The organism is Cylindrospermopsis sp. CR12 (assembly GCF_001432185.1).
Classification (GTDB): Bacteria; Cyanobacteriota; Cyanobacteriia; order Cyanobacteriales; family Nostocaceae; genus Raphidiopsis; species Raphidiopsis raciborskii.
The window spans coordinates 1-21,750 of record NZ_LMVE01000042.1 but is presented as its reverse complement, the minus strand read 5'-3'; the positions used below and the strand labels follow the sequence as shown (position 1 = coordinate 21,750).

Sequence of the window (21,750 nt, the reverse complement as noted above, 5' to 3'; positions counted from 1 at the left end):
AGTTATAGTTTCTAAATTATACTTTATTATATTTTCTATTTCCCTACTCTGGTTGCTCCTTGAATAGAGGTAATAACTGGGGAGTTTTTAAAAACCGAATCAGAGTTAAACCCAAGGACTGACGAGAAATCTTTTGAGCATAAGCAGCATTGAGGTAGGGGAGATATTGTGGTCTCCCCCATACATAGCTTTGGAAGAAAGGCAAACTTAAAGTATTGATATAGGTATGGGCCTGATCCGTGTCTCCGGTTAATTCTCGTGGTAATAGTATTTGCTCGCTTCCTGGTTCACTATTGCCAATGCTAGAAAAATGAGTTCCACCTACCAGCATAACCAGAAATTTATTAACCTTATTTAACCAAGAAAAAGGAAGAATTTGCTCATATAACGCTGGTGAGACAGCGTCTTGACTGCTGCTAATTAACATAACTGGAGTGGCAATTTCATTTAATCCATCCTCTCCAAATATAGAACTGATTAAAGGGTTAACCGCAATCACTGCTTTTATTCTATCATCCCGTAAATTAAGGGTTAAATTTGGTTTTAGATTAGTTTTGAGATTAGTGTTCAAGTCTCCGTACAACTTCAATTTTAACTTAACTTGTTGTTCAGTCAAGAAATTATTGGGCAATTCTAGGGCCCGACATTGAAGTAATAAGGACATGTTCCAGGTTTCCCCCAGTGCATTGGGAGTACAATCCTTTTTTAGTTGCTGAAAGTTAATTTTTGCTCCTGCTAATGCTAGGGCGGTGTAACCTCCCAGAGATTGTCCAAATACTCCCACCTGTTGCAGATTCAATTTACCCTGGAATGGTATATGGATCCGGTCAATTTTTTCTAGTTCATCTAAGATATATTTTATATCAAGAGGTCTATCAATCAGCTCTTTTGCTTCTTCTAATTTAGTGAGATTAATTTTTTTGAGCAGCACGTCAGGATGATTGGGAACAACCACAGCTAATCCATGAGAAGCTAGATGTTTGGCTAAATAGCGAAAATTACTACTATCTAAACCTAATCCATGGGAAATAATTATCACTGGAATCGACTGATGAAAATTATTACTTTCTGGAATATAAATATCTGTTAATAATTGCCGATTGCGACTAGTATCAAAAAAATTCTTGACAGATTTTTTAACTATGAAATTACCTTGATTTTGCAAATCTGGTAAAACGGATAAATTCCCTTGGGGAATATTAGCAGCTTCTTTTTTTGATTGCTCTTGTATAATGGCGATCGCCTGATTTGTTTTATTAATTAACCGCTCTAAATTCTTAGCCACATATAAACCATGGTCTAGGTCTATATTCACACTATAACCAGGGTAATTTTTCACTAAGTTCAATAATGTTAAACCCTCTGGTTGTGCTGATGCAGCAACTATAGCAGTGCGTAAATTTTCAATTTGTGATGTTGATTCCCCAGATTTATTAGTTATTAGTTTTGCCAATCTTTGTAATATAAACTCCCCTGGTAAGGTATGAAGAAACTGTTTAGTAGTGGCAGGATCAATACGTATTTTTATGGAGAGTATTTGTTTTAAATCTTGTAACTGCTGGAGGGAGTTTTGATAAACTGATAAATCATTATCTAGCACTCCCGTTTTGGTATATTTTTCCAAACTAAGGACTGGAATGGGAATTTCTAAAATGGAATAATTAACATATATTTTTTCTGCTGCTGTAGCGGAACTACCGATGCTAAAAGTTGGTAGTAGCATTGATAGTAGCAATAGAAGGGAATTTTTTTTGACTCTGTTGGGGAAATTGGGGAAATTACCAAATAAACTCTTCATATCCGGGGTTTTTTAGTGCGTTTAAGTAGGATTTTGATTTGGTAGTCATATAAACACCTGGTAAGTTGATACATTGATATACCCCTTTTTACCCCCATCCTCTGGATATTTCTGAGCAGTCCTTTGGAAGTGGGGAAAAGAGGGATTTAATAGGGAGATTACTTCGAATCCGGGGGTTATTTCAGGGTTCTTTGATACTTTTTTACCTGTCAATAAATCCCCCGTAATCCATATATGAGGGTTGTTGTTCACAGAGCGGGTCATTACTTGATTACTTGAGCAATAACAGTTCTGTGCCTAGGACTATTGCTAGTCATAGTTGGAGTTTTAAAACCAGCATCTATCAATGATTTCTCCATATCTAGGGTAAAGTAATCATCTAAATAGGGTTCTGTACTTTTTAGCAAGGTAAAAACATAAGTGGGCATTTTTTTGTAAATCTCTGATTGGGGATTCATGTCCATAATGGTCAAATGACCACCTGGACGTAAAACCCGTCTTGCTTCCACAAAGATCTTTTGAGTAGCAGACTGGGGTAATTCATGACACATTAGAAAAATAGAAACCAGATCATAGGAATTATCTGGCATTCCTGTAGACTCCGCTGCTGCATGAAGCCAATTAATGGAATTTTGATATTGAGGACTTTTTTGAGAACGATAATTAGCAACAGCTAAAAAATAGGGAGATAAGTCCAAACCCGTAATTTGGCTTTGGGGATAAATTGCTTGTAAAGCAAAGGTACTCATTCCCACACTGCAACCTAGGTCTAAAATATCCTTTGGTGTGTCGGGGATCAAGGTTTTCAGGATATGGTGGTAGCTTTGTCTAAGTTTGGCATCTCCGTCAGGAAGAAAATCTGGCCAAACCTTTGCATGAACTGCATAAGCAGCAGATTCTACCTCAAAAGCAGCTTGCCAACTCATATTACCCGTTTCGTATGCGTGAAATGAGGTAAGATAGTAGTCTGGATAGGTAAGTTGAGGATCTTGCACTTGGGCCAGATCATTGCTCCAGTCTCGTGCTTGCAACTTTTCCACTTCTTGATGCCAATTTACACCTATTTTTTGGGCCCGTTTAATCATCATTTCTCTTGCTTGGTGTTTAGCAAAATCAAATAAGGGCTTAATGGAAAGTACCCTATTGACCAAGTTTGAAGTTAAATCGGGTTTGATAGCAGTAGTCATGTGGATGGTTAGATGATGAGCAGTTGATTTACGATTGTATGCTTCCTACCTACTCGGTTTCAATCCCAATAACATTTCCAGTTGAGTGGTGGACTTATTGGGGTTGTGAAAGGTCATCCCAAAACCGCGAATTGAAGATAAAATGGCAGTTGTATCTGGTGGTAGGGGTTGACCTGATATACTATTGATTATGGGGATGGTTTTGTCCATATCCAGATAGAAATAACCACCGTTGGGTTTTTCTAGGGAACTAATTACAGACTTAAAATTGTTGCTTTTGTCAATGGTTTGTCCCTTATTGTCAGCCAGTTTCTCCCCCACCGCACCCCCAAGCGCCATAAATACGGTATCTTGATCTGACCAACCATGGGTAAATAAAATCCCTCCACCCGGAACCCCCCACTCCGTAATGCTTTTATTGTTAATGTTCCTTTTTGCTACTGTTAATGACTGCTTTCTGACTAAGTCATCTAGTTTCTTTAAGGTTGTTTCCGCTGTCGGGCGATCGCTCGTATCAAAGACCATTGCTATACCAAACCCACTATTAGCTAGTAGTCCTTGATTTGACTTGACTGCGCTCCAAGCAAACTCCCCGTCCATCCAGCTAAATATGTCTTTATTGAGGTCAATATTAGCATTGTTTTGGAATTGTTGTTTTACTTGTTGAATCCCTTGCCAAATTTGAGGATCATTTTTTGATTCGTCTAAGAAAGTTAGCCAGGTGCGATTAATGTTTTTCCCTGTGACCAAACCAATAGTATCTCCAGGAACCAGTTCCAGTATTTTGGAAGAACTGCTTTCATACTCAAACTTGTTTAGTTGAGGATCTAAATTTACCACCGCTTTAAACCTGAGTCCCCAATCATCAATCCCAACCTTGGCTACTAGTGATTTTACTCGCTTAATTTGTTCCAAAACTTGTGGTTGTAATGGTCCAGCATTCGGACTTGACGCACTTAGTTCCTTGATCATCTTACCATAATCAGGTACATATATTTGACCTAGACTATTTTTTACATCTACTGTTTGAGAAAGAATACTTTTACTTGCTTCCGCATTTGCAAAGGAAGGTTGACCTTTAAAAGTATCAATAGCTTTTTGTACAGTTTCCTTTTGATCAGATAATAGTATATATGTACTGTTTAACAAACAAAGATAACTAGACTTACCCTTGTTATTACTAGAAATAATTTTCTCCCCCTTGTAGTTGAACTCCTCAGTTTTGAGAGTCTTTTGCTGTCTTAATTTATTAGCAAAATTTAGGGCACCAAACTTATCCTTAATGCCAACCACTAGTAGATTAGGTGCTGAGGTAGATAAATTCCCATTAGAGTTTGATGGTAATACAGCAAGGGTGACACCACCAATCCAGGGTTGGATATCCTTTTCATAGGAAATATTGTTTTCAAATATACTTTGATTGACGGACTGTAACCGTTGAGTTACTATTTGTCGTGCTTGGGAAGTGCCAAATTTGCCCAGTTTACTCCAGAGTTGTGGATCTGTATTGAAGTAGGTTACCATTAAAGTGTTGCTGGGAATTAATTTAGCACTCTCCAACGGAGTTTCACTTGTAAAAGAATTTAGGTACAGATATGTAGCTATGCTCCCTGCAACCACCATGGTAGCGCCAACAGCGGGAATTAGGAACTTGGATTTACTCTTAGCCATTGTCATCATCCTCTCGGGTTGAAAATATCTTAAATAGTAACAAAGTCCATTACTAAGTTTCTGGGAGTTAATTAATATCTGCTTAATGATAATCTGGATATGATTTTGGAAAATTTTGTTAACGATTCCAAATTACCCAATATCAGATGATACCAATATATGAAACTTGGGTGATAGAATGGGGGGATTGCTTGTAATCATCAGATCCCAAACACCATACTGCTCAAGTTAAATTTTGAACAGGGTGCATTATCTATTCTGTTGAAGAAAATGTTCAGGATGACAAGGCTATTAATAAACAATGTTGCAATTCCATTTTGATACAGACAAAAAAAGATACAAATCTTTCGAACTACCAGGAGCTAAACCACATTATAATCCTGATAAGCCAGGACAAGTAGAGCATATTTTTCTGAATTTGAGTTTAGACATTTCCAACCAAATTTGTTTTGGTGATTGTAGCATTAGTCTATTACCAATACGAAATCACATTGATAGATTAGTATTGGATGCTGTCAACCTGAAAATAAAATCTGTCTTAATCAATGAAATTGAGCAGAAGTTTGAACATGATGGAAAAAAGCTTTATATTTACTTGTCTGAAGCTACCCAGTGTGGCAAAAGGCTGTTACTGGCGATCGCCTACTCAGTAGAAAAGCCCCAAAGAGGAATTTACTTTATCCAACCGGACAAATACTACCCCCATAAACCAACTCAGGTATGGACTCAAGGTGAAGACGAAGATTCCCGTTACTGGTTTCCCTGTTTTGATTATCCAGGACAGTTATCCACCTCAGAAATTCGTATTCGCGTGCCCAAACCTCTGATGGCAATTTCCAATGGTGAGTTAATTGATACATTAGAGGATGGAAATCATCAAATTTATCACTGGGTCCAAAAACAAGTACATCCAACCTATTTAATGACCTTAGCTGTCAGTGATTTTTCAGAGATAAAACAGGGGTGGCAAGATAAAACTATCAGTTATTACGTAGAGAAAGGGAGAGAAGCAGATGCTGAACGCAGCTTAGGCAAAACGCCTCGCATGGTAGAATTTTTAAGTCAAAGCTATGGTTATATTTACCCCTATCCCAAATATGCTCAAGTGTGCGTGGATGACTTCATTTTTGGGGGGATGGAAAACACTTCTACCACCCTGCTAACAGATCGATGCTTGCTAGATGAAAGATCCCTCCTAGACAACCGTAATACAGAAAGTTTAGTTGTCCATGAATTGGCGCATCAATGGTTTGGTGACTTATTAGTCATTAAACACTGGTCTCATGCTTGGATTAAGGAAGGGATGGCCTCCTATTCAGAAGTGATGTGGACAGAGCATGAATACGGACCGGAGGAAGCAGCCTACTATCGCTTGTTAGAAGCACGTAGTTATTTAAATGAAGACAGTCATCGTTATCGTCGTCCCATGGTAACTCATGTTTACCGAGAAGCGATAGAACTGTATGATCGCCATATTTACGAAAAAGGTTCCTGTGTTTATCACATGATTCGCGCAGAGCTAGGGGAAGAGCTATTTTGGCAAGCCATTCACACCTTTGTTCAAGATTATGCCCACCAAACCGTAGAAACCATAGATTTATTGCGATCCATAGAAAAAGCGACAGGGAGAAATTTAAGTTTCTTATTTGACCAATACGTTTATCGTGGTGGTCATCCGGATTTTAAAATTACTTACTTTTGGGATGGAGATGTTAACCTAGCAAAACTCACAGTAACTCAAACTCAAGCTAGTGATGAAAGAGATTTATTTGATCTCAAGATTCCCATTGGTTTTGGTTATAGAGCAGAAAAATCCCCCCTGAAAACCTTTACCGTGCGGATTAATGAAAGAGAACAAAGTTTTTACTTTCCTTTGGGAGAAAAACCAGATTTTATCAGTTTTGATGTAGGCAATAATTTTTTAAAAACTGTAGTTTTGGAATATCCCCTACCGGAACTAAAAGCCCAGTTAGAAGGTGACCCCCATCCAGTTTCTCGTATTTATGCAGCAGAAGCACTAGCCAAAAAAGGTGGTTGGGAGGTTGTACAAGCTTTATCCAACGCCTTACAAAACGATCCCTTTTGGGGTGTGAGAGCAGAAGTTGCCAAAAACCTGGCAGAAGTTAAGCTAGATCAGGTCTTTGATAGTTTAGTTTCCGGGTTGGGAGATACCAGTCCCTTTGTGCGATTAGCGGTGGTTGAATCCCTATCTCAAATCAAAACCTATTCTAGTTATCAAGCTGTGAAAGAGCTGGTAGAAAAAGGAGACCAAAGCTATTATGTAGAAGCTGCAGCTTGTCAAAGTTTGGGATTAATTAGTGCTACTAACCTAGATGAAAACATTGATGAAGACACTACAATTAACTTATTGGCATCTGTTTTACAATCAAGAGCAGGTTGGAATGAAATAGTTAGAAGTGGTGCAATTGCTGGATTATCACAATTTAAGACATCAGAAGCTGCCTTAAATTTAGTCTTGGAATACAGCAAACTAGGGGTTTCTCAAGCATTGCGATTATCTGCTATTAGAGCTTTGGGTAAAATTTCCCTAGGTCAAAGTTCAGCCAATCTAGAACGAATTTTAGGTCAATTAGGAGAAATAGCTAAGGAGACATTCTTTTTAACCCAAATCGCTGTGATCAGCGCCTTAGGAAAAATGGAAACACCAAAAGCAATTGGCATTTTACAAAGTCTAGCTGATCAAACCTCTGATGGAAGGGTCAGACGCTATGCACAGGAAGAAATTCCGAAAGTTCAAAAGCACATTGGACCGGAAAAAAGTCTCCGTCACATGCGTGAAGAATTAGACCAGCTCAAACAACAAAATCAGGAGTTAAGAAGCCGTCTGGAGAATTTAGAAGCCAAATCCAAGATAGTTGGTAAGCAGGAATGATGCCCATCTAAAACTTGCTAAACAAGTTAGGAAGAGAAACCGGAGAATTGGGTTACTGTATTCTAAAGAATTTGTGATAAAAACTTTCGCGTTCTTTCCTCTTTAGGTGCAGTAAAAAACAAATCCGGGGTTGTGTCTTCGACCAAATAACCTTCATCCATAAAAATCACCCTGTCAGCAACTTCCCTAGCAAAACCAACTTCATGGGTCACCACTACCATGGTCATTCCCTCCCGGGCAAGATTCCGCATCACATCTAAAACCTCCCGCACCATTTCTGGATCCAGGGCGGATGTCGGTTCATCAAATAACATAATTTTCGGTTGCATGGCTAACGCACGCGCTATGGCTACCCGTTGTTGTTGTCCCCCAGATAATTGTCCTGGATATTTATTAGCTTGAGCTAAAATTCCCACTCTTTCTAACAGCTGCATTGCCAATTCTTCTGCTTTAACTTTTGGCAATTTACGCACCCAAATGGGTGCTAGTGTGATGTTTTGTAAGACGGTTAAATGGGGAAATAAGTTAAACTGTTGAAACACCATCCCTGTTTCTGAGCGGATCGCCTCAATATTTTTTAAATCCCTACTCAAGGTAATACCATCAATAATTATTCTCCCCTGTTGATATGCTTCTAGTGCATTAAATGTACGTATGAAGGTTGACTTTCCTGACCCGGATGGGCCCATTAAGACTACTACCTGTCCTCGATCTACTCTTAAACTCACCCCTTTAAGGACATGGAATTTACCATACCACTTATGTACGTCTTCCGCAATAATAACTGCCTTTGGTGTTTTCATGCCTGATATTTTACATTAATCTCACCTAATTATAGCTGATTTATGGTTAAACAATTAGTATTATTTCCCAACAACTCTAATAGACTTTTATCTATGATATATATCATCTTTATGTTATGGTTATAGGAGAGTTGCTATTTTTTAACCTTTAGTTCATTTACTCTTAATCTAAAAATAAACGCGATTTAACAATAATTCATCAAGATAGATATGGGTTAAAAATTTATTCGGTTAAATCTTTTAGACTGTATTTGATTAGGAGTTGATATAACAATATGGCTGGAAACCACGTTATTTTCATTCACCCGGATGGAACTAGTCCTTCTCACTTCGCTTTTGCTCGCTTTGTAGACAAAGGTCCTGATGGAAGATTAAACTGGGACAACCTAGAAAAGACCGGAGTATATCTTGGTCACATGGAAGATCAACTGGGTGGAACCTCCAATTCAGGAGCAGTCACCCATGCAACAGGAGCCAAGGCCTATGCAGAGTCCTTTGGTTTTGAAGCGGGAAACACTCCGATTGTTTCTCTGGATGGCAGTAATAAAACTATTGTGCAAGCAGCTCGGGATGCTGGTAAAGTAACTGCTTTAGTTCAATCTGGTGCCATTTATGAACCGGGAACTGCGGCCTTTGTCGCCAAAACAAAGGAAATTGTTAATCCTGATGGTTCCCGCATAGTACCCCGGGCTCAAGCTGCAGAAATCGCTAAACAGGTAATTGACTCCGGTGTGGATTTCATTATGGGTGGTGGGGAATTAAACCTATTACCCGTGGGAACCAATGGATTTCATGGTACTGCGGCACAGCTTGATGCTGTAAGTACAAATTCTTTACAGCGCCCCACGGAAAACCTGATAGAGAAAGCTAAAACTCTGGGCTATACGGTTGTTTACAACAAAGACCAACTTAACGCTTTACTTACTCTACCCACACCCCCGACTAAGGTATTAGGTGTTTTCGCAATCGTTCACACTTTCAATGACCGACCTGAAGAAGTATTAGCAGGACAGAACCTCCCCTTATATTCACCAGCAGCTCCTACCATTGGGGAGATGTTGAATGTAACCCAAAAGTTGATGGAACGTCACCCCAACTTCAGCAAGGGATCCATTACTATTTTGGAAGAGGAAGGAACAGACAACTTTGGTAATAATAACAATGCTTCTGGAACCCTGGAAGCTCTGCGTCGTACTGATGCGGCTATTGGGGTGGCTATGGACTTTGTTAAAAAGTATGAAAATACGCTGATTATTACCGCTGCAGATAGTGATGCCGGTGGTCTGCAAATCCGTGATCCTCTGGGAACTGGTAATGTAGGCAATATTAACAATAACCCCATTGACAGCACTTCAGCACGAAACGTACCAATGGATGGTCGAACAGGAGTAGCTAGTCCTCCATTTGTGTCCGCTCCCGATGCTGATGGTGATCGTTTTAACTTTGGTGTTGCTTGGGCGGGTCTTCCTGATTTTAGTGGTTCCATTATCTCCAAAGCCCATGGTCTAAATGCAGATAGGTTACCGCCCACTTTAGATAACACCAAAATCTATGAGTTGATGTACGAGACCTTGTTTGAAAAAGAACTGACGGCTCGTAATCCTGCTGATAATAACTTGGCCGCTCCTGCTGCTACAAAACCAACGGGGAATGTGATATTTATTCATCCGGATGGTACTAGCCCTTCTCACTTCATGGCCCTGCGAAACGTTGATTTGGGACCAGATGGCAGACTCAACTGGGATAAAATGTCCCACGCTGGAGTTTACCTCGGTCACATGGAAAACCAACTCACGGGAACCTCTAATGCAGGAGCTGTTACCCATGCTAATGGTGTCAAGGTGTTTAATGAGTCCTTTGGACTAAATGAAGATAATTCCATTGTTACCCCGGCTTCTGGTAAAGTTGGCTACACCATCCTAGAAGAGGCGATCGCCTCTGGTAAAGCAACAGCCCTAATTCAGTCTGGTCACATTGGTGAGCCTGGAACTGCGGCTTTTGCAGCTGCTACAACCAACCGAGATGGGGACAATATTCGCGCTCGGGATAAAACAGCGGAAATTGCGGAGCAGGTGATTCGCTCTGGTACTCAAATAATCATGGCTGGGGGCGAGGTTTATTTATTACCCAAGGGTACTACTGGTTTCCATGTTACTGCTGCCATTGATGCGGAATACACTGATGCAGCTGATCGTCCAACCATTAACCTAATTAACCTGGCTAAATCCCTCGGCTACACCGTGGTTTACACGGAGGAGCAAATGAATGCAGCAGTTGCTACTGCTACTGCTAACACCAAGCTTCTAGGGGTTTTTGCCGCCAACCACACCTTTGATGATCGTCGGGAAGAGTCTCTAGGACTGAACACCAACAGTCCTTTACCTCTGTATGTGAGTACAGCTCCCACAGTGGCGGAAATGTTAACAGCATCATTAAAAATTCTTCGTCAAGACCCCCAGGGATTCTTTGTGGTCATAGAAGAGGAAGGAACTGATAACTTTGCCAATAATAACAACGCGGTAGGAACCATAGAAGCTCTACGCCGAGCTGATGCGGCTATAGGCGTAGCTATGGACTATGTTAAACAAGACCCTAATACTCTGGTAATAACAGCAGCAGACAGTGATGCTGGTGGGATGCAGGTGTTTCAATTTGCTCCTTACAACCGTCCCAGTGGTAACTTTGATGCTAATAAACCGAATTTAGCTAATAGCCAACCTGAAGTACCATTCATTGGAGTTAACCCGACAACTACCAACAATAACCGGGCATTTTTGGATGGTCCCAAAGGTAGTACTGGTACTGCTGCGGAACCCTGGATTCCCTTTGCTGCTAAGAATAGTATTGATGGACCCATGGGTAATTTTGGGATTGCTTGGGTGGGAACTCCTGATTTTCCTGGTAGTATTGTTTCCAAGGCCTACGGAATGAATGCTGATAAGCTACCCGGTACTGTAGATAATACTCAAATTTATGATCTAATGTATCAAACTCTGTTCGGTGTAACACCAGAATTTGCTGCTACCCAACAGGAAGTAAAATTAATTTCTGGTACTTCAGGTAATGATGAATTGGTTGCGGGTGCTAACTCCAGTCCTAGGTCCTTTGACGGTATTAATGACCTGGTATTTACTGGTGCGGGCGCTGATCAGGTGGATGCTTCTACCGCAAAATCTGCTATTGCCGGAAATAATAGCGTTTTTACCGGTAGTGGTGGAGATGAAATATATCTCAACAATGGCGATCGCATTTTTGGCGGTAGTGGTAATGATATATTTTATGCCACAGATGCCAGTGGCTACCGCATATCCGGTGGTACTGGGAATGACACATTCTACCTAGGTGCGAATGGTCGTGCTTTAGGTGGTGATGGTGATGACCGGTTCTTTGTGGGTGAAGGTGGAGGTAATGTAATCTCCGGTGGTGCTGGTGTAGATCAGTTTTGGATTCTGACTGATAACCCCACTTTGTTGAAAACCCCCAATACAATTGTTGACTACACCATTGGTACTGACGTAATTGGCATTACTAATCAGGTTGCTACATCTGTAAGCGACTTGACCTTTAGTGGTAGTAACATCAGCATCAATGGTGTGTTAGTTGCCACTCTTAACGGTGTGAATGCTGCAAGTGCAACTTTTGTTTTTGCTAGTCCTAACATTTAATTACGAATTAAGTTAGAGCAATCTTGGTTGTGCGTTCCCTGGGTCTTTTACGAAGATCCAGGGAACTTCCATTCTAGGTTTCTAACCTACGTGCAGCTAGGGACATGGAATAACAAAATAGCCAATACACTGCGCCAATAAATATATAAACCTCCATGTATGTACCCAGAAATTGTGGTTGTGCTAAAATAGAGCGGGCAATTCCGGTTAATTCCACTAAACCCACTAGGGACAGTAATGAGGTATCCTTGAATAAACCAATAAACTGTCCTACAATTGTAGGGATTACCACTCGTAAAGCTTGAGGTAATACAACCAATATCAGGAGTAAAAAGGTATTTAAACCCAATGCTCTTGCTGCTTCAAATTGTCCTTTAGGTATGGATTGCAGTCCCCCGCGCACATTTTCTGCCATATAAGCAGCACTAAATAAAACTAGTCCTGCAACACCTCTAACTAATCTGTCTAAACGCCAGTCGGCAGGTAGAAACAGAGGTAACATCACCTGGGCAATAAACAAAATTCCTATGAGCGGTAAACCTCTAACTAGCTCAATGTAGAGAATAGAAAACCAGCGAATTACAGGTAATTCACTATTTCTTCCCAATGCTAATAGTACACCCAGAGGAAAGGAAAGTGCTATACTAACAAATGCCATTAACAAGGTTAATAAAAGTCCATTCCACAGATTTGTAGGAACAGATTGTAACCCAAAACCGCCACCAAGTAACCAAATAGTAATGATAAAAGTTAATAACCATATAGGTGCTAACAGAGGTCTAATTAACTGATAAGCTTTTTGAAGCAATTGGTTTTTAGGCAAATGATATTTTTGCATCAATCCATGCCAAGTTATCAACCCTATAATAGAATTGATTGCCAAAGCTAACCAGATTCGCCAATATAAGGACCGGGGGAATCTCCCAACTAAAAATAAATGGATATTTACCGTGACAACTTGCCATTTGGCTTGATTAAATATCCAAAATAATACGCCTTTACCTAGGAAAAATAAAGCAATTACACAAACTATAGTTAATACCCCATTGTACCAGTTATTAAATAGATTTTTTCTAAGCCAAATTAGCTGATCCATAATTTAGTTATCCATAACTAGTTTGAGCAAAGTGATTATTATCTTTCTTTAATTTGAACAGTGCGATTGACTAAATTCATTACTATAGAAATAGTTAAGCTTAAAGTTAAATAGGTGATCATCAATAAAATCATGACTTCCACAGCTTTTCCTGTTTGGTTAAAGGTGGTGGAAGCGACAAAATAAATATCTGGATAACCAATAGCGATCGCTAAACTAGAATTTTTCATCAAATTCAAATATTGACTGGTAAGTGGGGGAACAATCAGCTTTAAAGCCTGGGGAAAGATTATCAACCTCATTAACAAACCAGGTCTTAATCCTAGGGATAATCCCGCTTCTCGCTGTCCCTGGGAAACTGACTTTATACCCGCTCTGACAATTTCTGCAATAAAAGCACCGGTGTAAAATGTCAGACCTAATAACAAGGTAGAAAATTCTGGAGTTAGGTTAACTCCCTGATAGGTGAGGGTGGGTAAATCTATGCCATTTCGACTCAGGTAACCTAAACCAAAAAGAGAAATTTTATTTTCTGGTCTTGGTAGAGATAGAAAAACTCCAAAATACCAAAATAACAATTGCAATAATAAAGGGGTGTTTCTAAAAATCTCCACGTAAACTAAACTGATATTTCTTACTAACCAATTATCAGATAAACGCCCTATACCAGCAGTTATTCCCACAACCGTAGCGAACAAAATTCCTAAAGTTGCTACCCGCAAGGAATTAACTAGTCCCACACCTAAAGCGCGCCCATAGGAGTCAGTAGCATGATATTTAACTAGGCTCTCACCAATGTCAAAAGACGCTTGTCGCTCAAGAAAATCCCAGCCTAAACTAATACCCAACTGGCGTAAGTTATGGTTGGCATTATTCCACAGGATATTCACTATACCCAAGGCTATAATTATGGCTACAACCTGTATGGCAATTTGCCAAAACCGATAATTACGCCATATTGGTGGTTGGGAATTAGTCATTGGTTATCTTCTCCAATAATTACTGGTTGGAAACTAACGAAATGGTGGAGAATACAGTAAGCCACCTTTGCTATAAAGTTCATTTTGTCCACGGGGGAGATTCAGTTTGGTTTTAGACCCTAAACTGCGATCGTAAATTTCCCCGTAGTTACCAACATGCTTAATTATTCGAGCAGCAAAATCATTGGTTAAACCTATACCTTGACCTAGGTTACCTTCTGTGCCTAAAAAACGTTTAATTTCTGGGTCTTTACTATTAGCAAATTGGGATATGTTTTGAGAGTTAATGCCTAACTCTTCAGCTTTAATTAGGGCGTAAACACTCCATTTGACAATGTTATGCCATTGGGGATCTCCCTGCGCAACTGCAGGAGCTAAAGGTTCTGAAGAAAGTAATTCATTCAGAACAATATTATCTTCAGGTTTGGGTAGGGTAGTACGTCGGGAAATTAAGGCTGAACGATCAGCTGTTATGGCATCACAACGACCTTCCGAATAGGTAGCAAAGGTAACGTTAATATCTTCAAAAACTACGGGTTTATAACTAATGCCCCGCCTCCGCATTTGGTCAGCTAAATTTTGTTCTGTGGTTGTACCTGTTTGGGTGCAGATAGCTTTGTTTTTTAAATCAGCTAAGGAATTAATGCCACTATTTTTACGGATCATGATCCCTTGACCATCATATAGTACCACGGGTGAAAAATATAGACCCATAGAAGTGTCACGACTAAAAGTCCATGTTGTATTACGGCTAAGTAAATCCACTTCACCAGTTTGTAAAGCAGTGAATCTTTCTTTAGCACTAAGATTACGAAACTCTACTTTGTCCGGATTGTCAAATAAGGCAGCTGAAACAGCACGACAAACATCCACATCAATACCAGCATATTTACTATCGGTTTGCACAAAGCTAAATCCAGGTAACTCACCACTAACACCACAAACTAAACGGAGATTGGTTTTAACTTTGCCAGTAGTATTGCGTGGTTGTACTGTTGATGTAGATGTGCTGCTAGTAGGACTGCTATTGCAACCTAAAAGGGTGAAAATAAGAGGAGCAACTGCTAAAAACAAAAATGATTTTGCCATAATTTTGCTACAATGGTAAATGTCGGGATAAACTCGGGGAGAATTATAGTAAATTTTCTTAGTTACTGTCAATAGTTTCAACTATATAACCTTTACTCCCCATTATTTTCACTATGTGATGATGTCTGGGGTTTTAAACAGTAATTGTAGCCATTCTCACATTCTTTAAACCAATAGTTAATGTTCTAACTAGCTCCAATCATGTAAGTTTTCAAACAAACCTCAAACCAATAGGATTCGACTGCTTCACTTTCTCTCAAAAATATCCATAGCAAGTTAAGATGGTTGTGGTAGAGTTTCCAAATTCTCTTCCGGGTCATGATACCACCATGACTGTCCACATAGTCGTTTTTTAGTAAATATTAACAAACTGATATCGCTTGAATTTTTATGACATCATACACAACTTCCTCTGCTAAGGCAGAAATGAGCGAACTTAGACGATTAAAGAGTCTACTTCCACCAGAATTACAAAGTTGGGTAATTGTGGAAGGAACAACAGAAGTCAGTCCTCCTTTGATTCGTTCTGAAGAAATTGGTAAAGACCAAGTGGAGATTCAAATTGATTTAATTAAGTGGGATGCCTTAGCTATGGACCAGCGTAACCTCCTATTTTGGCATGAGGTGGGACGTATTCAAAATGATACTATTCCTAAAGATGGGTGGGAAATGGCTGCGTTGGCTATTGGTTTAGGTGGTGCTGTAGGTGAATTGTGGGTGCAGGATGGATTATTATTAGTTTTAGCTTTAGCTCTTTGTGGAGTTTCTGGCTGGCGACTATATCAAAAAAATAATGGCGCAAAGCAAACAAAAGAGTTAATTGATGCTGATGAAAAAGCTATTAATTTAGCTACGCGATTTGGTTATACTTTACCTAATGCCTATAAAAGTTTAGGAAGTGCTCTTAAAACCTTAATTGATACTACCCCAGGTAAGCGTCAGCGTTACCGTTACGAAGCTAGGCTTTCTGCTCTTAAACGTAGTGCTAATAAAGCCAAATCTAGATCTAACAATGTAGATGAAAATTACTAATTCAACTACCTATTTCTAAATATAAAGTTTTGTGTTGTTCTAGTGGAAAAAATGAAAGTTTATCGACATTTCCAAAAAAGGTAAGCAAGATACTTTTCGTCAATATAGGGAAATTTATCATAGGAGCAAACAGTCTAAACTGTTTTCTATTCGTAAAGTAGCCACTAGCATCTATCCTTAGAAACATAATTATTAGTTGAAACTAGTTGAGAACCTCTACCCCTTGGGTAGGGGATAAACAGTGGGAAAGATTTACCCTGGAGATGTTTATTTTTACTTAAAACTAAACATTCCGGGTGGGTGAGCGTGGTGGAATCTTAGCTTAATCTGTAGATGGTAACCCAAGTTGATAGCTTCATGACTGGAAAATTCGCAGAAATAGATCTTCCGGTTCATTATCTGGAAGGTACGATGGTAGTCCAGGCTTCAAATCGTCTCAGCGTAAATGAAGCCATTTGCTTTAAAAAGACCTGCCGAGATCTAATTGAGTCTAACCTAGATTCTAAAGTTCTATTAATAGACTTGAATAACACAACTTTTATGGATAGTAGTGGGCTGGGGGCTTTAGTCAGTAGTTTTAAGTCCGCTCAAGAAAAGGAGATAGAATTTATACTTGATAATGTGACCCCACAAGTGATGGCAGTCCTGAATTTAACGGGATTAGATCAGGTATTTATAATTAAATCTTCTGTAACTAATAAAACCTCAGAATTGACTAACTCCGGAAATAGTCGTGGCAGTAATTGTAGACTAGAAGACCTACCAGCAACTCATCCTTGCGTAAAGTCTCGGATGAAAAGAATTATTGATATAGTTGGGTCTTTAGTAGGGTTAGTAATTACAGCATGTTTATTGATTCCCATTGGGATTGCCATCAGCATCAATGATCCAGGTCCGATTTTTTTTAGACAGATCCGTTGTGGGTGGATGGGTAAACGTTTTTATATTTGGAAGTTCCGTTCCATGTGTGTAGATGCGGAAGCTAAAAAGTCCCAGGTAAAAAATCAAGTAGCTGGGGCATTTTTTAAAAATGATCATGACCCTAGAATCACTAAGGTAGGACGTTTTTTGCGTCGTACCAGTTTGGATGAACTGCCACAATTTTGGAACGTGTTAAAAGGGGAAATGAGTTTAGTTGGTACTCGTCCACCCACCCCTGATGAAGTGGAATTATACGAAGTGCCAGAATGGCAACGCTTGGATGTAAAACCAGGGATGACTGGGGAATGGCAAGTAAATGGTCGCTCCAAAGTACGCAATTTTGAGGATGTTATTCGTCTAGACCTACAGTATCAGAAAAATTGGAGTTTAGTTTACGATTTGCAATTAATTGTTAAAACTATATCCATTTTATTTAATAAAAACAGTGGTGCTGTTTAAATCCTCGGGCAAATCCGGAATCTATTGTGGTTAATGGCTTCTAGGTGGGTGGAATTAAACATAAGATGAACGTAGGTTGGGTTGAGGAACGAAACCCAACGCCCCCATGGGTTACCCTACAACCCATCCTACAAATAATTGTGCCTCCCTACTTACATATAACAATAACATGAGAACCACTAACCAAAAAATTATCCAAGTTGACGCTTTTACCAACAAACCATTCCAAGGTAACCCTGCTGCAGTTTGCGTCTTGACCAATTCTCAATCTGACGAGTGGATGCAGCAAGTAGCTCAAGAAATGAATTTATCAGAAACAGCTTTTTTGCTAGCAGAAAATGACGGTTTCAATTTACGGTGGTTCACGCCAACCACAGAAGTTCCCCTGTGCGGTCATGCTACCTTAGCTAGTGCCCACGTTCTTTGGTCAGAAGGATATTTATCACCGGAACAAACAGCCCGGTTTTATACTAAAAGTGGCTTATTGATTGCGAAAAAGCAAGATGATTGGATTGAATTAGATTTTCCCGTTAATCATTCCCAAATTGTGGAACCACTACCTTTGCTAAATGAGGTTTTAGGAGTTGGTTACAAATCAGTTTCTTTGAACTCCCTTGGTTATTTAGTGGAATTGGCCTCCCCACAATTAGTCCGACAAATACAGCCAGATTTGCAACAAATGAGACTGTTACCAGTCAGGAACGTGATTGTTACCAGTACTGGTGATCTGGAATATGATTTTGTATCTCGTTTTTTTGCCCCCGGTTTTGGTATTGACGAAGATCCAGTAACTGGTGCTGCACATTGTTGTTTAGCGCCCTTTTGGCGACATAAACTGCAAAAAGATAGTTTTTTAGCTTATCAAGCTTCTCAACGGGGCGGAGTAGTGAAAGTGACCTATTCAGGAGGAAATCGGGTTTTTTTAAGCGGACAGGCTATTACCATCATCCGTGGTGAATTGGTGAATTATTAAGTGGGACTTACTGAAAACCCCCCATCCTCCACCATATCCATTTATAATGGTGGGAAGTACAGTTCCTCCAGTATGTGCAGGGGGCACACAGTCACCCACAAATATTGTTCAACAATCCGCAAATTCAGGATGGTTACAGTTATGAATTTTCAGGTGGCGAATCAATTCGCCCAGATGTTACTTCCAGGTCTTGTGATAGCATCATCCTCCTCAGAGTGGAGGTTCTAGTGAACAATCACACTCCATCCCCTTTAGAAATTGACCTACAGTCAATTTTTCCCTTTGAACTCGATCAATTTCAACTAGATGCGATCGCCTCTTTAAATGCTGGAAGATCGGTAGTTGTCTGTGCTCCGACAGGTTCTGGTAAAACCTTAATTGGTGAATATGCCATTTATCGGGCTTTGTCTCAGGGTAAAAGGGTATTTTACACTACTCCCCTAAAAGCCTTATCCAATCAAAAGTTACGGGACTTTCGGGAAAAATTTGGTTTTGACCAGGTGGGACTGCTCACGGGAGATGCTTCTGTAAACCGGGAAGCACCGATTATTGTGATGACCACGGAAATTTTCCGTAATATGCTTTATGGTACCCCCATAGGACAAATTGGGGTATCTTTGACCAATGTTGAGGCTGTGGTATTAGATGAGTGCCACTACATGAATGATCAGCAGCGGGGTACGGTTTGGGAGGAATCCATAATTTACTGTCCCCAGGAGGTTCAGTTGGTTGCTCTTTCTGCTACTGTTGATAATAGCGACCAACTAACAGATTGGTTAAATCGGGTTCACGGACCAACAGATTTAATTTACTCTGATTTTCGTCCCGTTCCCCTAGAGTTTCACTTCTGTAACCCAAAAGGTTTATTTCCCCTACTCAATGAGAATAAGACCAAAATTAATTCCAGGTTAATCAAACGGGGTAAGAAGGGGATTGGGGAGAGGGGTTATGGTAATCGTCCCGAACCGCCAACTATAGTTTATACCCTCAGTCAATTATCCGAGAGGGATATGTTACCTGCGATTTTCTTTATTTTCAGCCGTCGTGGTTGTGATAAAGCGGTTTCAGAAGTTAGCGACCTATGGCTGGTCAATAATGAAGAATCCCAAATATTACGAGTACAAATTGATGAATTTTTAACTCGTAATCCGGAAGCTGGACGTTCTGGGCAAATTGCTCCCCTGTATAAAGGTATTGCGGCACACCATGCAGGCATATTACCAGCTTGGAAGTTACTAGTTGAAGAACTATTTCAGCAGGGTCTAATTAAAGTTGTATTTGCCACAGAGACTTTAGCGGCAGGTATTAATATGCCTGCTCGAACGACAGTAATATCAACTCTTTCCAAGCGAACTGATAATGGACATCGACTATTGAAGGCTTCTGAGTTTTTACAGATGTCCGGTCGTGCAGGTAGAAGAGGAATGGATAAACAGGGTCACGTAGTAACCCTACAAACACCCTTTGAGGGAGCAAGAGAAGCTGCATATTTAGCCACATCCCCTGCGGATCCCCTAGTGAGTCAGTTTACCCCCAGTTATGGCATGGTGTTAAACCTGTTGCAAACCCATACATTAGAACAAGCTAAGGAACTAATAGAGCGCAGTTTTGGTCAGTACATGGCGACTTTATATTTAAAGCCAGAATACGACGAAATTGAGGAAATTAAGGCAGAACTGGCAAAAATTGAGGAAGAATTAAGTGCCATAGACGAAAATGAAATTACCCTTTATGAAAAGTTGAAACAGATTTTAAAGGTAGAGCTACATATATTTAGAACCTTACAGGAGCAACTAAGGGAAGAAAGAGAGTCTGAATTGTATATGATGCTAGAATTTGCCGTCAAAGGTACCCTTTTGAGCTTGAGAGATAAAAACACGACAGCTACCCTACCAATGACAGCCATATTATATAGTAAAGTGCCAGAAACTGGTCCAAGTTCCTTCATTATTTGCTTGGGCAAGAATAATCGTTGGTATTCAGCTACAAACTCAGATGTAATTGAAGTACATGCTCACATATCTAGGGTAGAAGTGCCAGAAAGTATTATACCCCCTATAGAGCTAGGATTAAAAAAGGGTTATTCTTGGCGAGGAGATGCACAGACAGCACAAATAGCGGATCTTATTCCAGATACGACAGAGTTTTTGTACATGACACCGGAGTTAGCAAATCAACTCAATCGGGTAGTGTCTATACAGTCACAAATGGAAAAGAATTCCGTACATCAGTCGGGGAAAATTGGGCATATATTTAAGCAGAAAGCCGAGTTTGTGGAATTAAAATCATATCTGGAGGGTTTAGAGAAGAAGGTAAAACGAAACTCTGAGGAACATTGGGAGCAGTTTCTGAACTTGATTAGGATTCTACAACATTTTGATGCCCTAGACAATTTGGCACCCACACACTTGGGACAAATGGCGTCCACCATTAGGGGTGAGAATGAATTATGGTTAGGATTAGCTATAGATAGTGGTGAACTAGATAATTTAGATCCCCATCACTTAGCAGCAGCAGTAGCAGCACTAGTCACGGAAACACCACGACCTGATAGTAGGGTAAGTTTTAATTTGAGTAATGAGGTAGGGAGTGCCCTGTCAAAGTTGCGTAATATTAGACGTAAGTTATTTCAGATTCAACATCGTTATCATGTTGCTCTACCTATATGGTTAGAATTTGAACTGATTGCTATTGTGGAACAATGGGCACTGGGGACCAAATGGTTACAACTTTGTGCTATGACCACTTTAGATGAGGGTGATGTAGTTAGGTTATTAAGGCGTACTCTTGATTTGTTATCACAAATTCCTCATGCTCCCTTTGTGAGCGAGTCTTTGCGGAAAAATGCTGGAAGGGCGATGCAGTTAATCGACCGTTTTCCTGTAAATGAGGTGATGGATTGACGCTCCCTCGATAAATCGGGGGCGTGGTTTAAGATAAATTGGATATAGTGACATACTCCACACACTCCCTTACAGGTGAGTGTGGGCTTCTCAACGACTCTTCTATGAAGACATTGATTGAGCTTTGAGGGCGTGTGTCCCACGCGCCTTTATATTTATAGCCGCATTTAGATCCCGGCACAAGCTCTTACCGGGTGACAAAGTGGTCAAACAGCTTGTTTCATAAGGGATAGAGCCTGAAAGCCACGCTTGAAAAAGAGGCGTTTATGAGGTTTAAGAC

The 21,750-nt window shown here is 40.0% G+C and carries 13 protein-coding genes; 6 read left to right on the top strand and 7 right to left on the bottom strand.

What is annotated here, in order from left to right; genetic code table 11:
- Nucleotides 1-43: 43 nt before the first annotated feature.
- The 3 genes from ASL19_RS04500 to ASL19_RS04485 all read right to left on the bottom strand — a co-directional run bounded on the left by ASL19_RS04500 (nucleotide 44) and on the right by ASL19_RS04485 (nucleotide 4,656).
- Entirely contained in the window at nucleotides 44-1,723 is a 1,680-nt protein-coding gene (locus ASL19_RS04500; RefSeq protein WP_329606406.1) for an alpha/beta fold hydrolase, read from the bottom strand.
- Between the two features lie 338 nt (nucleotides 1,724-2,061).
- Entirely contained in the window at nucleotides 2,062-2,985 is a 924-nt protein-coding gene (locus ASL19_RS04490) for a class I SAM-dependent methyltransferase (protein WP_057177451.1), read from the bottom strand.
- Nucleotides 2,986-3,030: 45 nt separating this feature from the next.
- Nucleotides 3,031-4,656 carry a DUF3352 domain-containing protein gene (locus tag ASL19_RS04485; RefSeq protein WP_057177450.1) on the bottom strand — a complete coding sequence of 542 codons (1,626 nt, stop codon included), beginning with the start codon at nucleotides 4,654-4,656 and terminating at the stop codon, nucleotides 3,031-3,033.
- 301 nt (nucleotides 4,657-4,957) lie between these two features.
- Between ASL19_RS04485 and ASL19_RS04480 the strand changes: the two genes are divergently transcribed.
- Nucleotides 4,958-7,549, top strand: a complete 2,592-nt coding sequence (locus tag ASL19_RS04480; RefSeq protein ID WP_057177449.1) for a M1 family metallopeptidase — start codon at nucleotides 4,958-4,960, stop codon at nucleotides 7,547-7,549.
- A 62-nt stretch (nucleotides 7,550-7,611) separates the two neighbouring features.
- Here the strand turns inward: ASL19_RS04480 and ASL19_RS04475 are convergent, their stop codons facing one another.
- Entirely contained in the window at nucleotides 7,612-8,352 is a 741-nt protein-coding gene (locus tag ASL19_RS04475) for an amino acid ABC transporter ATP-binding protein (protein WP_057177448.1), read from the bottom strand.
- 275 nt (nucleotides 8,353-8,627) lie between these two features.
- On the opposite strand from ASL19_RS04475, the gene ASL19_RS04470 reads away from it, so the two are divergent.
- Nucleotides 8,628-12,017, top strand: a complete 3,390-nt coding sequence (locus ASL19_RS04470; protein WP_057177447.1) for an alkaline phosphatase — start codon at nucleotides 8,628-8,630, stop codon at nucleotides 12,015-12,017.
- Nucleotides 12,018-12,090: 73 nt separating this feature from the next.
- Here the strand turns inward: ASL19_RS04470 and ASL19_RS04465 are convergent, their stop codons facing one another.
- The 3 genes from ASL19_RS04465 to ASL19_RS04455 are packed head-to-tail and all read right to left on the bottom strand — an operon-like array spanning nucleotide 12,091 to nucleotide 15,182.
- Complete coding sequence (locus ASL19_RS04465) at nucleotides 12,091-13,113, bottom strand: amino acid ABC transporter permease (protein WP_057177446.1); 1,023 nt, start codon at nucleotides 13,111-13,113, stop codon at nucleotides 12,091-12,093.
- Nucleotides 13,114-13,151: 38 nt separating this feature from the next.
- Complete coding sequence (locus ASL19_RS04460; protein WP_057177445.1) at nucleotides 13,152-14,093, bottom strand: amino acid ABC transporter permease; 942 nt, start codon at nucleotides 14,091-14,093, stop codon at nucleotides 13,152-13,154.
- Nucleotides 14,094-14,126: 33 nt separating this feature from the next.
- Nucleotides 14,127-15,182 carry an amino acid ABC transporter substrate-binding protein gene (locus ASL19_RS04455; RefSeq protein ID WP_057177444.1) on the bottom strand — a complete coding sequence of 352 codons (1,056 nt, stop codon included), beginning with the start codon at nucleotides 15,180-15,182 and terminating at the stop codon, nucleotides 14,127-14,129.
- Nucleotides 15,183-15,572: 390 nt separating this feature from the next.
- Here ASL19_RS04455 and ASL19_RS04450 point away from each other — a divergent pair, with 390 nt between their 5' ends.
- The 4 genes from ASL19_RS04450 (at nucleotide 15,573) to ASL19_RS04430 (ending at nucleotide 21,470) form a co-directional block, all read left to right on the top strand.
- A complete protein-coding gene (locus tag ASL19_RS04450) occupies nucleotides 15,573-16,214 on the top strand; it encodes a DUF3318 domain-containing protein (RefSeq protein WP_057177443.1) in 642 nt (213 codons plus the stop codon).
- A 333-nt stretch (nucleotides 16,215-16,547) separates the two neighbouring features.
- Nucleotides 16,548-17,594: an anti-sigma factor antagonist gene (locus ASL19_RS04440; RefSeq protein WP_057177441.1), complete on the top strand. Its 1,047-nt coding sequence runs from the start codon at nucleotides 16,548-16,550 to the stop codon at nucleotides 17,592-17,594.
- 169 nt (nucleotides 17,595-17,763) lie between these two features.
- Nucleotides 17,764-18,567 (top strand): PhzF family phenazine biosynthesis protein, encoded by an 804-nt coding sequence (locus tag ASL19_RS04435; RefSeq protein WP_057177590.1) that lies wholly within the window; start codon nucleotides 17,764-17,766, stop codon nucleotides 18,565-18,567.
- Nucleotides 18,568-18,794: 227 nt separating this feature from the next.
- Nucleotides 18,795-21,470: an RNA helicase gene (locus ASL19_RS04430; protein WP_057177589.1), complete on the top strand. Its 2,676-nt coding sequence runs from the start codon at nucleotides 18,795-18,797 to the stop codon at nucleotides 21,468-21,470.
- Nucleotides 21,471-21,750 lie beyond the last annotated feature (280 nt).

What these genes read in the sequence shown, in the direction of transcription:
- ASL19_RS04500 (WP_329606406.1), bottom strand. Translation starts at nt 1,723, where the DNA reads ATGCTACTACCAACTTTTAGCATCGGTAGTTCCGCTACAGCAGCAGAA.
- ASL19_RS04490 (WP_057177451.1), bottom strand. Translation starts at nt 2,985, where the DNA reads ATGACTACTGCTATCAAACCCGATTTAACTTCAAACTTGGTCAATAGG.
- ASL19_RS04485 (WP_057177450.1), bottom strand. Translation starts at nt 4,656, where the DNA reads ATGGCTAAGAGTAAATCCAAGTTCCTAATTCCCGCTGTTGGCGCTACC.
- ASL19_RS04480 (WP_057177449.1), top strand. Translation starts at nt 4,958, where the DNA reads ATGTTGCAATTCCATTTTGATACAGACAAAAAAAGATACAAATCTTTC.
- ASL19_RS04475 (WP_057177448.1), bottom strand. Translation starts at nt 8,352, where the DNA reads ATGAAAACACCAAAGGCAGTTATTATTGCGGAAGACGTACATAAGTGG.
- ASL19_RS04470 (WP_057177447.1), top strand. Translation starts at nt 8,628, where the DNA reads ATGGCTGGAAACCACGTTATTTTCATTCACCCGGATGGAACTAGTCCT.
- ASL19_RS04465 (WP_057177446.1), bottom strand. Translation starts at nt 13,113, where the DNA reads ATGGATCAGCTAATTTGGCTTAGAAAAAATCTATTTAATAACTGGTAC.
- ASL19_RS04460 (WP_057177445.1), bottom strand. Translation starts at nt 14,093, where the DNA reads ATGACTAATTCCCAACCACCAATATGGCGTAATTATCGGTTTTGGCAA.
- ASL19_RS04455 (WP_057177444.1), bottom strand. Translation starts at nt 15,182, where the DNA reads ATGGCAAAATCATTTTTGTTTTTAGCAGTTGCTCCTCTTATTTTCACC.
- ASL19_RS04450 (WP_057177443.1), top strand. Translation starts at nt 15,573, where the DNA reads ATGACATCATACACAACTTCCTCTGCTAAGGCAGAAATGAGCGAACTT.
- ASL19_RS04440 (WP_057177441.1), top strand. Translation starts at nt 16,548, where the DNA reads ATGGTAACCCAAGTTGATAGCTTCATGACTGGAAAATTCGCAGAAATA.
- ASL19_RS04435 (WP_057177590.1), top strand. Translation starts at nt 17,764, where the DNA reads ATGAGAACCACTAACCAAAAAATTATCCAAGTTGACGCTTTTACCAAC.